We start from the raw sequence: 13,129 nt of genomic DNA on the forward strand, positions 1-13,129 counted from the left end.
GCCGTTTGCGCCATTTAGCCCGAAATAGCTCTTTTTGCCAACATCAAAGCTACGCTCTGGCGCTCCAGCGCATTCACGCGGAAGGCTTCATATCTTGGGTTACGCATCGAGCGACGCAGCAATCACAAAGATCGGGCGTAACAGAACAAGCGGGTCGTCTTTCGAAGGCAAGAAACCGCGCCGCCGCCAGAACTGCGCCGCCTCCGCATCGACGGCGTTGACCATCAGCGCACGTCCCCCGACGAGTGCGGCTGCCTGAACGCAGCGTTGCAGCGCGTGTTTCAGTAGTCCCGTTCCGATACCCTGATCAGCCCATGCTGTGTCGGCGGCCAGTTGGCCAAGAAGGAGACAGGGAACGGGATCTGGTGGCTGACCTGTCCGAACTGAGCGAGGCAATACCGAAGGAACGACAGCTGTTGGTGCAAGGCCGCAGTAGCCGACGACGCGGCCGTCATCGTGGACGACCATGACAGCGGTAATGCCCTTCTCTTGGTTGGAAAGCGCCCGCGTCTTTAGCCAGTGATCGAGTGTCGGCTTACCGCAGGAGAATTCGGAGACATCATGCGCAGCGGTGAGCGCTTCTGGCGCTGATAGAGCCACGTTTCACCGCTTGGCGACGTAGCCGGGCTCCCACGGCGCGGGCCGCTGCGCCAGATCAACCATCTCGGAAACCGGAGCGGCAGGACGGGACAGGACATCTATGAATTCGGCGAAGCCTTCAGGGCTCATGCGGATCAGCCGGTTTTCCATCACGACTTCTTCGGCGGCGCGAACGGCGGCATCGCGCACGAAATCCGTGCGCGAGCGGCCACGCAACGTAGCCGCGCGGTCGATCATCGCGACATCCGATTCCGGCAGTCGCATCGAGATGGGATATTCCTTACGGTCGGCTGTGGTGGCCATGAGTCACCTCCTTCGCACCCGAAGCTAATATCTTGTAGCGCAAATAGCAATACGCTATGGTCAACAGCATCAGGCCTTCGCCGAGATTGGAAGATCGCGGGACCAAGAGGAGTTTCAGGGCGGCAACTCGTATGAACAACGCGTCGAAGTCGTGGTTTGGAGCTAGGTTATTTCACTCCGCTAGCGTCCGCTATGATATGCGGCAGCCCGCAGACATGCGAATGAGCCTGCCCGACACCGCCGAATATTCCACGGTGATTTCAGTTGTTTATTGCCGGTCTCGCGTAAATTCTGGCGTGTATGAGCCGGAAAGCAAGCCAACCGAGATCAACGACTGCGCCGAGCGAGCGCGAAGAGCTGCTCGAGGCCATGCTCGTCGAGACACCGGAGCTGAGCTTCACGCCGAGGGGCGATCCCGACCCTCGCCTCGTCCGGTTGGTCGAGTTTCTCGCGCGACAGGCGGCTCGCGAGTTCTACGAACAGGAAGTCGAGAAGCAGGGCTCACGCGGCTCCTGATCGCCTTGGGAGACGCACAGTGAAGGTTGCCATCTACGCCCGTTATTCCTCCGACAATCAGCGCGACGCCTCCATCGCCGATCAGTTCCGCATGTGCCGCCTCCATGCTGAGAAGCAGGGCTGGATCATCGTCGAGGAATACTCTGACCATGCAATCTCGGGCGCATCGCTGCTACGTCCAGGCGTGCAGGCGCTGATTTCCGATGCCACACGCGGCCGCTTCGATCTCGTCCTTGCCGAGGCAATGGACCGTCTCTCGCGCGACCAGGAAGACATCGCCGGCCTGTTCAAGCGGATGTCCTATTCGGACGTGAAGATCTTCACCCTGTCCGAGGGCGAGGTCTCGCACCTGCATGTCGGCCTGAAGGGTACGATGAATGCGCTTTTCCTCAAGGACCTGGCCGACAAAACTCGCCGCGGCCAACGCGGGCGCGTGGAGGCCGGCAAGTCGGGCGGCGGCAATGCCTACGGCTATGACGTCGTCAAGAAGCTCGATAGCAACGGCGAGCCGATCAGAGGCGACCGAACCATCAACGACGCTCAAGCCGAGGTCGTGCGACGCATCTTCCGCGACTATGCCGCGGGCAAGTCGGCCAAGACGATCGCCTTTGCACTTAATAAGGAAGGCATCCCCGCACCTTCGGGTGGCGATTGGGGCTTCAGCACCATCAACGGCAATCCGAAGCGTGGGAACGGCATCCTCAACAACGAGATGTATGTCGGCAAGATCGTCTGGAACCGTCAGCGCTTCGTGAAGGATCCCGACACGGGCAAGCGACAAGCACGGCCGAACCCGGAAGAGGACTGGGTGATCCAGGAAGTGCCGGAACTGCGTATTCTGGAAGACGAGCTCTGGGAAACCGTAAAGGCCCGCCAGGCCAGGAACAGGCTCGCCCGGGACGAGAACGGCCACGCCGAGGTGGCAACAGTCAATCGGCGCCGGCGTCCGAAGTATCTCTTCTCGGGTCTCACCAAATGCGCATGCTGCGGAGGCGGATACTCGGCGATCTCCGCGACGTTGATCGGCTGCTCCACGGCACGGAACAAGGGCACCTGCGACAATCGCGTCAACATCCGTCGCGATGAGTTGGAGTCCCGCGTCCTGAACGCCCTGCGCACCCGGCTCGTGGACCCGGCGCTATTCGCCAGGTTCTGCGAGGTCTTTACGCAGGAGGTCAATCGCCTGCGCATGGAGGGGCGCGCCAACTTGGCAGCGGCAGAGGCCGAGATAAGGAAGATCGATCGCGAGCTGGATACCTTGCTCGACCTGATCTTCAAGGGAGGTGCAGCCGACAGGATCAATGCGAAGATGGTTGGCCTGGAGCAGCGGAAAAAGGAAGTCGAAGCCTTCCTCGCAGAAGCCGACGAGCCTCCGCCGCTCCTGCATCCCTCGATGGCGCAGCTCTACCGCTCGCGCGTCCAGGGCCTCTATGACGCCCTGCAGGGCGAGGACGAAGAGAAGCGCACGGAAGCGGCCGATATCATCAGGACGTTGGTCGAGGACATCGTGCTGACGCCGGTGGATGGCAAGGTAGAGATCGACGTGCGCGGCGATCTCGCTGGAATCCTTACACTTTCCGTTCAAACGAAAAACCCCGCCGGTCGGGCGGGGTCATCGCAAGTAAAGATGGTTGCGGGGGCCTGCAACCGTCCTGGTGGAGCTCCGCCCTGGGCGCTCACCTGACCTGGACGCTGCCCTTCGGCCTTCTGATCATGTTCGCCGTGTTCAACCGCTTCAGTCATTCCTACGAGGAGGCCGCCCGCGACCTGGGCGCCACCCCCTGGCAGACCGTGCGCCATGTGGTTCTGCCCATCATCGCGCCCAGCCTGATCGGCGTGGCGATGTTCGGCTTCACGCTGTCCTATGACGAGTTCGCCCGCACCCTGATGACCGCAGGCGTCCACAACACCCTGCCGCTGGAGATCTACGGCATGACCACCAACGTCACCACCCCGGTGCTGTACGCCCTGGGCACCGTGACGACGCTGTTCTCGTTCACGATCATCGGGGGCAGTCTGCTGGGCGTCGCCGTCCTGCGCCGCCGCCGCGCCCGTCATGGCTCCGACGCCGGCAAGGGAACCCTTTGAGCATGCCCCGCCTTCTCGTCCTCAATCCCAACACCACCGCCTCCATGACGCGGACCATCGGCGCCGCCGCCCGGGCCGTCGCGGCGCAAGGCACCGAGATCCTGGACCGCAATCCGGCGATGGGCCCGGCCAGCGTCGAGGGCTGGTACGACGAGGCCCTGTGTCTGCCCGGGATGCTTCAGGAGATCGCGCGCGGCGAGGCCGAGGGCGTGGACGGCCACCTGATCGCCTGCTTCGACGATCCGGGCCTCGATGCCGCCCGGTGCCGCGCGACCGCCCCCGTCGTGGGCTGCGCCGAGGCGGGCCTGCACATGGCGTCGCTGATCGCCGGGCGCTTCGCCGTGGTCACCACCCTGTCGCGGTCGGTCGCGACCATCGAGCATCTGGCCCACCGCTATGGCGTCGCCGGGCGCTGCGCCGTGCGCGCCACCGACATCCCGGTCCTGGACCTGGAGATCCCCGGTTCCGCCGCCGAGGACCGCATCGCCGGGGAAATCGACCGCGCCATCGCCGACGACCGCGCCGAGGCCATTGTCCTGGGCTGCGCGGGCATGGCCGATCTCGCCGGGCGCCTGTCCGCCCGGGCCGGCGTTCCGGTCATCGACGGCGTCGCCGCCGGGGTGAAGCTGTTGGAGGGGCTGGCCGGTCTCGGTCTGCGCACAAGCAAGGCCGGGCCTTATGCCCCACCGCGCCCCAAACAGTATGCCGGCGCCCTTGCTGCCTTCGCCCCGCCCGCCGCGCCTGGGGATGGGTGATGGAAATGCCCGCGCCCACGCGCCATGATACGATGACTGTCGACACTCCTGTCGACAAGTCCGGACGAACCGCACTGCCATGTCGAAGCTGAACCCCGTGTCCCCTCCCGTGTCCGAGGACATGACCGAGGATGACGTCCATCGGCATATCGCCGAGGCGATCATTGACCGGCGCCTTCCGCCGGGCGTCAAGCTGGTCGAGCAGAACCTGGCGGACATCTTTTCGGTCAGCCGCGCCCGGGTGCGCGCTGCCCTGAGCCGCCTCGCGCTGGAGAAGATGGTCACGGTGGAACCCAACCGGGGCGCCCGCGTCGCCACGCCGTCGGTGGAGGAAGCCCGGCAGGTGTTCGACGCCCGCTTCCTGGTCGAGGACGGCATCGTGCGCGCCGCCGCCCGCGCCATGGACGCCGCCGCCCGCGCCCGCCTGGAGGCCCACGTCCAGGCCGAGGCCGACGCCCGCGCTCGCCGCGATCGCCACGCCGTGATCCGCCTGTCGGGCGAGTTCCATCTGCTGCTGGCCGACATCGCGGGCAACGGGGTGCTTCTGGACTTCCTGCGCGAGTTGATCTCCCGCTCGTCCCTGGTCATTTCCGTCTACGAGCGCCCGGGGGCCACGGACTGCTCCCACCACGGCCACCACGATCTCCTGCACCACCTGATCGCGCGCAACGCCGAGGGTGCTGCAACCGCCATGCGCCAGCACATGGAGGAGATCGTCGAGAGCCTCGATCTCTCCGCCCATCGGGAGGATGGCGTCGACCTGATGCGGGTCTTCGCCTCCCTGCGTCGGGTGGACGCATGATCGACGCCACCATCTCCGGCGACCGCCTCCTCGCGCGCTGCGACGCCCTGGCCGCGCTGAGCGAGACCGAAGGCGCCCTGACCCGAACCTACCTCTCCCCTCAGCATGCCGAGGCCAACGCGCTCGTCGGCGGCTGGATGGCCGAGGCCGGGATGACGGTCCGCGTCGATGCGCTCGGCAACCTGATCGGCCGCCGGGATGGCACCACGCCGGGCGCCCCGGCGGTCATGATCGGCAGCCACCTGGACACGGTCCGCGACGCGGGCCGGTACGACGGCATGCTCGGCGTCCTGACCGGGATCGAAGTGGTGGAGGCTCTGGCGGAGGCCGGCCGCACCCTCCCCTTCGCCGTGGAGGTCGTGGGATTCGGCGACGAGGAGGGAACCCGCTTCGGCACCACCCTGATCGGCAGCCTGGGCGTTGCGGGTCTCCTGACGCCCGAGATCCTCTCGGTCCGCGACCGCGACGGCGTCGCCCTCGGCGAGGCGCTGAGGGCGTTCGGCCTGGATCCCGCCCTCTGGACGACCGCCGCCCGGCACCCCGGCGACCTGCGGGCCTATCTGGAGGTCCACATCGAGCAAGGCCCGCAGTTGGAGGCCCTGGGCGAAGCGGTCGGCGTGGTGACCGCCATCGCCGGCGCCACCCGGCGCGCCATCACCCTCACGGGCCAGGCCGGCCACGCGGGCACCGTGCCCATGGACGCGCGCCGCGACGCCCTGGCCGGGGCGGCGGAGGCCATTCTGGCGGTCGAGGCCGTGGCCCGCGACCACGGCGTGGTCGCCACTGTGGGCACGGTCGAGGCCCATCCCGGGGCGGTGAACGTCATCCCCGGCGCGGCCCGGCTCACCGTGGACCTGCGCGCCGCGGAGGATCCGGCCCGGGTTGCCGCGCTTGCCGACCTGGACGGGCGGTTGACCGGGGTCGCCCAACGCCGCGCCCTCGCCCTGTCGATGGACACGATGCACGACAGCGGCGCCACACCCTGCGCACCGCCGCTGATGGACGCCCTGTCCCGCGCCATCGCGGACCGGGGCGGCGCCGCGCCCCGTCTGATGAGCGGCGCCGGGCATGACGCCATGGCCATGACCGCCCTGGCGCCGGTCGCCATGCTGTTCGTGCGCTGCGCCGGCGGCATCTCCCACAACCCCGCCGAGGCCATCACCGCGGCGGACGCCGGGACGGCGGCGGCCGTCCTTCATGACACCCTTCTCCTGCTCGCCGAGGATTGCCCATGACCATCGACGGATCCCGTCTTCACGCCGTCCTCGACGGACTGTCCGACCAACAGATCGCCTTCCTGGCCGCGCTGGTGCGCGTGCCCTCCGACAACCCGCCCGGCGATTGCGCCCCCCACGCGGACACGGCGGCGGACCTGCTGGAGCGGCTGGGATTCACCGTCGAACGCCATCCCGTCCCGCCGGACCTCGTCGCGGCCAACGGCATGGTCTCGGCCACCAACCTGATCGTGCGCGAGCGTTTCGGCGATGGGCCGACCGTGGCGCTGAACGCCCACGGCGACGTGGTCGCACCGGGTGAGGGCTGGACCCGCGATCCCTACGGCGCCGCCATCGAGGGCGGCGTGATGTATGGCCGGGGCGTTGCCGTGTCGAAGTCCGACTTCGCCACCTACGCCTTCGCCCTCCTGGCGCTGCGCCAGATGGAGGCCCCGCTCAAGGGCACGGTGGAACTGCACCTGACCTATGACGAAGAGGCCGGCGGCGCCATCGGCCCGCAATGGCTGCTGGAGAGCGGGCTGTCCACGCCGGATTTCGCCGTTTCGGCGGGGTTCTCCTATCAGGTCGTCACCGCGCACAACGGCTGCCTGCACCTGGAGGTGACCGTGTCCGGTCGCTCCGCCCACGCCGCGCGCCCAGATACGGGGCATGACGCGCTGGAGGCCGCGACGGCCCTGTTGACCGCGCTCTATGGCCTGCGCGCCGACCTGGCGACCGTCCGCTCGCAGGTCCCGGGCATCGACGCGCCGACCCTGGTCGTTGGGCTGATCGCGGGGGGCATCAACACCAACGTGGTGCCCGACAAGGTGACCTTCCGCCTGGACCGCCGCCTGATCCCCGAGGAGAACGCCGAACAGGCGCAGGCGGCGATCACGACCCTGCTGGAGGAGGCCGCGGCGCCGTTGGAGGGGATCTCCGTCGCCGTCCGCCGGATCCTACTGGCCGAGGCGTTCGGCCCCGTGCCCGGCTCCGACCGGTTGACCGCCGCGTTCCAGACCGCGGCGGAGACCGCGTTTGGTGAAGCCGTTCCCGCCGTCGGCATCCCGTTGTACACGGACGCCCGCCACTATGCGGCGGCGGGTGTGCCGACCGTGCTCTACGGTGCCGGACCGCACTCCCTGCTTGATGCCAACGCCCACCGGGCCGACGAGAAGCTGGTGTTGACCGATCTGCGCAAGGCGACGGAGGCGGTCGCCCTGGCCCTCGCCGACCTGCTGGGATAGGGATGGAGATAGGGGCGGGGGCGCCCCCTCGATCCCCCGGAAAAGCGTCGGCGGGCATTGCTTTTGCTGGCGTTCCACTCGATCCGGTCGGAACGCCAGCGTATGGAACCGATGGACTAAAATCGTCTGTTCCGCTGGTATTTCGGGCTGTCGATGGATGCCGCGATCTGGGCCGCGACGGTGTCCACCAAGACCCACGATCGGCTCTCGTCGTGATCGTCTCCAGAGCATTTTGCGTGACATCGGGATCACGAAAAATTCTCTAACTTTTTGATATTGAAGCAAATCGTCGTCGCGATCTGTTCCAGATCGCTCGGGATTGGCTCTAGTCACGCGGCGGATAGATGCCGCCGGTCGCGATGCAGAATATCAAGCCGACACTCGGATCAACGGTGGGCACAGGGGCGCCGGTCCCCGTCATTGCGTTCGTGACGGTGACCGTGCCGCCGCTTCCGCTGCCGCCCCCACCGGAGACCCCGTTGAGGGATACGGAGCCACTGAGCGTGCTCGTGTAGAGGTTCACGGCCGCGCCGCCCAGAGCCGGCGCGTCCACCGCTCCGAGGTAGTCGCCGTCCAGGGGCGTGCTGCGGTCGCCCGAGGCCGTGCTGATCTGCACCGCCGCGTCACTGCCGCTTCCGCCTCCACCGGACGAATCAGGCGTGAACACCGCCGTCGCGCCATGGGTATGTTGCGCAAGCTGTGCCTCCGAAAGGGTGCGCACCTCTGCGCCCCGCATCTCCCCCAAATCGACGTCGGTCAATCCGACCCCCTGCCCAGCCCCGATGGGAATCCGACCGCGCAAATCCGGGTAGGCAAACGACACCCGGCCATCGCCGCCATAGGTGTTGGAGAGCAGGGAATACAGGGCGGTGTTCTCGGCGATTGGCACGACCTGTCCGGCGGCCTGTTCATAACCGCGCGGGCAGAAACTGGCGGCGGTGATGCAGATGCTTCCCATGTACTGCTCGCCATTGGCCGCGCACGCTTTGGCCGCATCCGGCGCCGCCGCCAGGGTCAGCGCGCCCACCGCGAGTCCCATAAGCGTCCCGGACGCCGACATCCGGGTCATCGGCCCCTGTGTCACGGCACGTGTCATTGTCACTCTCCCATCCGGTTCGGGCGCATCATGGCCCAGCGACCTCGATCTTTAATGAATTAATAAGTGTTGCACGGTATCAGAGGTTATCAGAGGCGGCAATAATCAAGTTTCGGGACAACAAACAAGACAACACATCTTTTTCGAGAGCAGATCCCGGCAACGCCTTACCCCTGAATTTCGGAAGGAGATGGCGCGATGGTTCCCGACGCGACGGTCAATGTCACCCGTCCCATCGTTTTTGTTGATGTCGCCGTAGCGGAGGCCGCCGCGCATCTGACCGCTGCGGGCCTCGCGGCGGAGGTTGTCCGGCTGCACGCGGGGCGGCCCGCGCTGGCGCAGATGGCGGATCATCTCGACGGCCGCGCGAACGTCGAGGCCATCCATGTGCTCAGCCACGGTCAGGACGGCGCCTTGCTGTTCGCGTCCGGGGCCGTCACCGCCGAGACCTTGCCGGGCGACGAGGGTGAGCTGGCCCGCATCGGGCGGGCGCTGGCCGAGGAGGCCGGCCTGCTGCTGTACGGCTGCTCGGTGGTGGAGACGGTGGCCGGGCAGGCCTTCATCGCGCGGATCGCGACGATGACCGGGGCCGCCGTGGCGGCCTCCCCCACCCGGACCGGGGCGGCGGACAAAGGCGGGACGTGGCGGCTGGAGGGACCGAGCGGGACGGTCGCCGCAGCGCGCCCGTTGATTCGGGTCCTGGAGCCCCGGTTCACGGGCCTCCTCGCGCCAAGCGTTGGGACAACGACCTTCGGAACGACCTTCGTTTCAATTTCAGCGCTACAAAACAACAATCAGACCGCAAGCGGCACCAACAACGGCTTCACCATCACGCAGACCAATGTCGATGCCTCAAGCAGTACGTTCATTGCCGTTCTCACGACCCCCCCCGACATTGGGGGTGGCGGCGATGCCAATCTCGGCGCGACGGCCAACGCGAACGCGATCGATCGTCTCACCCTCGTGGCGGACGACGCCAGTTATATGAACGTCGACAGCTTGTACTTTGCGTGGACTCAGACGTCCGGTGGAGCCAGTGCAACGATAACCTTCACGGGCCTGGATGGTGCCACCACGCTCGGGAGCAAGGCGGTGACCCTGACGGCGGGCACCGGAGGCGGCGTGACTCAGTCGAGTATCAACCTCGAGTCCCCGGACAGCGGCAGCTTCGATTACATCAAGGAATTGAGGATCCAGCTCGCGAGTGGACAGGCAGCCAACGGCGTCTATCTGGACGACATCGTGCTGTCGACCGCCGTGGCGCCCAACAACGCCCCCGTGGTCGCGTCGCCAACCGGTGACGCCGCGTTCACCGAGGGGGGCGGCGCAGTTGCGGTGGACGCCGCCCTGACCGTCACCGACGCCGAGAGCGACACCATCAGCGGCGCGACGGTCTCCGTCACCGGCGGCTTCGCGAGCGGTGACATTCTGGCGGTCACCGACGGGTCGGGTATTTCATCCAACTACAACAGCGGCACCGGCGTTCTGACGCTGAACGGAACGACGACGGCGGCGAACTACCAGACCGTTCTGCGCACGCTGACCTTCAACAGCACCAGCGACACGCCCTCGACCAGCGCCCGCACCCTGACCTACGCGGTGACCGATACCGGCTCGTCCACCGCCGGCAGCGTGACGCAGGGTGTCACGGTTGCGGCCGTCAACGACGCGCCGGTGTTCGCCAACCTGAACGGCACACCCGCCTTTACCGAGGGCGGATCGGCGGTGCCACTGGACGCCGACGTCACGGTCTCCGACGCGGAACTCGATGCCTTGAATGGGGCCAGCGGCGACTACAGCGGGGCCTCGCTGACCATCGCCCGCAACGGCGGGGCCAATGCCGACGACCGGCTGTCCATCGTGACCGGCGGCAGCCTGACGGTCGCGGGGGGCCCGGACGGCGGCGGGACCGTGTCGTCCGGCGGCAACGTGATCGCCACGATCTCCAATACCGGCAACGGTCAGCTTCAAGTCACCTTCGCGGACAACGGCACGACCCCGACGACCGCGCTGGTCAACGAGGTGATGCAGGCCGTGCGGTACAGCAATGCCAGCAACGCCCCCCCGTCGTCGGCACAACTGGATTGGACTCTGAACGACGGCAACAGCGGAAGCCAGGGAACGGGCGGGGCGCTGACGGCCACCGGCTCCACCCCGGTCTCGATCACGGGCGTCAACGATGAACCGACGCTGACCGCCACGGGCGCCGATCCGTCGTACACCGAGGGCGGCAGCGCCGTCGCTCTGTTCACCGGGGCGGCGGCCTCAACCATCGAAACCAGCCAGAGCATCACGGGCCTGACGCTGACGGTCACCAACGTCGCGGACGGGGCGAACGAGATCCTGACGCTTGACGGCTCCGACGTGGCGCTCACCGACGGCAAGGTCACCACGACCAACGGCCTGGCGGTCACGGTCTCGGTGTCCGGATCCACCGCCACGGTGTCGTTCAGCGGGGCCTCCATGACCCCCGCCGAGGCGCAAGCCGGGGTGGACGCCCTCGCCTACCGGAACACCAGCGACAATCCGTCCACGGGCAGCACCCGGGTGGTCACGATCACCCAGATGACCGACAGCGGCGGCACGGCCAACAGCGGGGACGACACGGTCAGCCTGTCGCTCGCCTCCACGGTGTCCCTGACCGCCGTCAACAGTCCGCCGGTCGTGGGCGGCGTGTTCGGCGATACCGCCAGCATGGTTACCGCCGGCGCCGGGGCCGTGAACGTCACCGGCCTGGACGACGCGACGGTCACCAACGCGGACTCGGCGGACTACGACGGCGGAACCCTGACGATCGTGGATAGCGGCCCGACCAACGGAAGCTGGGGCCTCGACGGCACCACGGCCACGTCCGGCAAGGACGGCACGTTTACGGCCAATGAAACCGTGTCCATCGGCGGGACCGCCATCGGCACCGTCGATGCCACGAACGATGGCCTGAGCGGCAACACCCTGACGATCGCCTTCAACAGTGACGCGACCTCCGCCCGGATCCAGACGCTGCTTCGCGCCCTGACGTACGACGCGCCAAGCACCGACGGGGCCCGGTCGTTTACAGTTACCCTGGACGACGGCGACGGCACCGCGAACGGCGGCGACGCGGATGCCTCCGGCACCTTCGGCCTGACCGTCGGCGCATCGACCCCGTCCAATGGTGGGGGCGGTGGTGGCTCGACCGGGGGCCAGACGACCACGACAACGACCGAGGGCACCAAAGTCACCACCACCACCACGACCAACAGCAACGGCACGGTGACCCAAACCAAGACCATCGCGCCCTTCGATGGCTTTCAGCCCGGCGAGGACGAGGACGATGGCGCCAACGCGCTGTCGGATCACGTCCTCGCCGGGTCCGGCGCCGCGCCGGCCCTGACCGCCAGCCTGCCCATGGGCGTCGGCCTGACAAGCTCCGGCGCGACCACGCCCCGTACACCCACGGATCCGCTGCTGGACCTGATCGACCGCATCGAAACCGAGACCGAGTCCGGGTCGCAGACCCAGACGCATATGACCGGGGTCGGGCGGGCGTTCCTGAACGGCTTGTCGCCGGACACCCCGCTGTACGTGAACACCATCACGCCGACGGTCAGCGGTGCGGCCGCGCCGGACGGGCCGATCCTCATCACCGGCGCGGACGCCTCGGCCGGCGAGCAGGAGGCGCTGGTCATCGACACGCGGGGGCTGCCCTCGGGCACCACGCTTCAGCTTGAGAACGTGGAGTTCGCCGCCATCGTCGGGGAATCAACGGTCACCGGCGGCAGCGGCGACAACATCGCGGTCGGCGACGGGAGCGATCAGTTCATCCGCCTGGGCGAGGGCGACGACATCCTGGACGGCGGGGCCGGCGACGACGTCGTGGGATCGCTCGGGGGCGACGACATCCTGATCGGCGGGGACGGCAACGACACCGTCACCGGGGGCACCGGCGTCGACGTGGCTCAGTTCGCCGAGAGCTTCGGGACGTCGCAGGTCCAGCGGGCGGAAGGCGCCACCGTCGTCCGCAGCGGCGGCACGGCCGACGTTGGGGCGGATGTCGAAATCCTGGTCTTTGCCGAGGACGGCACCTCCACCCTCACCCGCATCCCCGACGCCACGCCGCTGGCCGGGCTGGCCTTCGACAGCACCTTCTACGCGACGCAAAACGCCGACGTCGCGACCGCCGTCACGGCGGGCATCTTTTCGGACGCCCAGGCCCACGCCCTGGCGCACGGCCTCGACGAGGGACGGGCGCCGAATCCGTTCTGGGATGAGGCGTGGTACCTGGAGGCCAATCCCGACGTCGCGGCGGCCATCGCCAACGGGTGGCTGACCAGCGCCCTGCGGCACTACGCGACCTGGGGGGCCGACGAGGGCCGCGATCCCGGACCGTGGTTCGATGCCGCGGCCTATCTGGCGGCCAATCCGGACGTCGCGGACGCCGGCATGGACCCGCTGTTCCACTTCGTCCTGCACGGTGTCGGCGAAGGGCGAACGGGATACGTGGCCGATACGGACATGGTGTTCGCGTAACG

General features: G+C 67.6%; 11 protein-coding genes and 1 pseudogene. 9 read left to right on the forward strand and 3 right to left on the reverse strand.

The genetic code is table 11. The annotated features are described in order from the left end of the window. Positions 1-99: 99 nt before the first annotated feature. Both GGD82_RS10485 and GGD82_RS10490 read right to left on the reverse strand, forming a co-directional pair. On the reverse strand, positions 100-600 hold the full coding sequence (locus GGD82_RS10485) for a GNAT family N-acetyltransferase (RefSeq protein ID WP_150061435.1): 501 nt from the start codon (positions 598-600) through the stop codon (positions 100-102). Between the two features lie 3 nt (positions 601-603). Then, a complete protein-coding gene (locus GGD82_RS10490) occupies positions 604-903 on the reverse strand; it encodes a type II toxin-antitoxin system TacA family antitoxin (RefSeq protein WP_150061434.1) in 300 nt (99 codons plus the stop codon). Positions 904-1,272: 369 nt separating this feature from the next. Between GGD82_RS10490 and GGD82_RS10495 the strand changes: the two genes are divergently transcribed. The 8 genes and pseudogenes from GGD82_RS10495 to GGD82_RS10530 form a co-directional block, all read left to right on the forward strand. Then, a complete protein-coding gene (locus GGD82_RS10495) occupies positions 1,273-1,419 on the forward strand; it encodes a hypothetical protein (RefSeq protein WP_170284178.1) in 147 nt (48 codons plus the stop codon). A 19-nt stretch (positions 1,420-1,438) separates the two neighbouring features. Continuing rightward, a complete protein-coding gene (locus tag GGD82_RS10500; RefSeq protein ID WP_150061433.1) occupies positions 1,439-3,103 on the forward strand; it encodes a recombinase family protein in 1,665 nt (554 codons plus the stop codon). A gap of 8 nt (positions 3,104-3,111) precedes the next feature. Then, the gene (locus GGD82_RS10505) at positions 3,112-3,507 is read left to right on the forward strand and encodes an ABC transporter permease (RefSeq protein WP_446430591.1); all 396 of its coding nucleotides are present in this window, start codon (positions 3,112-3,114) and stop codon (positions 3,505-3,507) included. Between the two features lie 2 nt (positions 3,508-3,509). Then, positions 3,510-4,262, forward strand: a complete 753-nt coding sequence (locus GGD82_RS10510; protein ID WP_150061432.1) for an aspartate/glutamate racemase family protein — start codon at positions 3,510-3,512, stop codon at positions 4,260-4,262. A gap of 79 nt (positions 4,263-4,341) precedes the next feature. After that, the gene (locus tag GGD82_RS10515) at positions 4,342-5,064 is read left to right on the forward strand and encodes a GntR family transcriptional regulator (RefSeq protein ID WP_150061431.1); all 723 of its coding nucleotides are present in this window, start codon (positions 4,342-4,344) and stop codon (positions 5,062-5,064) included. Next, positions 5,061-6,299 carry an allantoate amidohydrolase gene (locus tag GGD82_RS10520; RefSeq protein WP_150061430.1) on the forward strand — a complete coding sequence of 413 codons (1,239 nt, stop codon included), beginning with the start codon at positions 5,061-5,063 and terminating at the stop codon, positions 6,297-6,299. The genes GGD82_RS10515 and GGD82_RS10520 overlap by 4 nt, the downstream gene beginning before the upstream one ends. Next, a complete protein-coding gene (locus tag GGD82_RS10525) occupies positions 6,296-7,522 on the forward strand; it encodes a M20/M25/M40 family metallo-hydrolase (protein WP_150061429.1) in 1,227 nt (408 codons plus the stop codon). Before GGD82_RS10520 ends, GGD82_RS10525 begins: the two co-directional genes overlap by 4 nt. Before the next feature lie 18 nt (positions 7,523-7,540). Further along, positions 7,541-7,729: pseudogene (locus GGD82_RS10530) on the forward strand (transposase); the annotation flags it as partial. Positions 7,730-7,847: 118 nt separating this feature from the next. Here GGD82_RS10530 and GGD82_RS10535 read toward each other — a convergent pair. After that, a complete protein-coding gene (locus GGD82_RS10535; protein WP_150061428.1) occupies positions 7,848-8,618 on the reverse strand; it encodes a phage tail protein in 771 nt (256 codons plus the stop codon). A gap of 198 nt (positions 8,619-8,816) precedes the next feature. Here GGD82_RS10535 and GGD82_RS10540 point away from each other — a divergent pair, with 198 nt between their 5' ends. After that, a complete protein-coding gene (locus tag GGD82_RS10540) occupies positions 8,817-13,127 on the forward strand; it encodes a DUF4347 domain-containing protein (RefSeq protein WP_150061427.1) in 4,311 nt (1,436 codons plus the stop codon). Positions 13,128-13,129 lie beyond the last annotated feature (2 nt).

The organism is Roseospira marina (genome assembly GCF_014197855.1).
Taxonomy (GTDB): Bacteria; Pseudomonadota; Alphaproteobacteria; order Rhodospirillales; family Rhodospirillaceae; genus Rhodospira; species Rhodospira marina.

Excerpts from the sequence above, each read along its gene's own strand:
- GGD82_RS10490 (WP_150061434.1), bottom strand. The coding sequence starts at position 903 with ATGGCCACCACAGCCGACCGTAAGGAATATCCCATCTCGATGCGACTG.
- GGD82_RS10495 (WP_170284178.1), top strand. The coding sequence starts at position 1,273 with ATGCTCGTCGAGACACCGGAGCTGAGCTTCACGCCGAGGGGCGATCCC.
- GGD82_RS10510 (WP_150061432.1), top strand. The coding sequence starts at position 3,510 with ATGCCCCGCCTTCTCGTCCTCAATCCCAACACCACCGCCTCCATGACG.
- GGD82_RS10515 (WP_150061431.1), top strand. The coding sequence starts at position 4,342 with ATGTCGAAGCTGAACCCCGTGTCCCCTCCCGTGTCCGAGGACATGACC.
- GGD82_RS10520 (WP_150061430.1), top strand. The coding sequence starts at position 5,061 with ATGATCGACGCCACCATCTCCGGCGACCGCCTCCTCGCGCGCTGCGAC.
- GGD82_RS10525 (WP_150061429.1), top strand. The coding sequence starts at position 6,296 with ATGACCATCGACGGATCCCGTCTTCACGCCGTCCTCGACGGACTGTCC.
- GGD82_RS10535 (WP_150061428.1), bottom strand. The coding sequence starts at position 8,618 with ATGACACGTGCCGTGACACAGGGGCCGATGACCCGGATGTCGGCGTCC.
- GGD82_RS10540 (WP_150061427.1), top strand. The coding sequence starts at position 8,817 with ATGGTTCCCGACGCGACGGTCAATGTCACCCGTCCCATCGTTTTTGTT.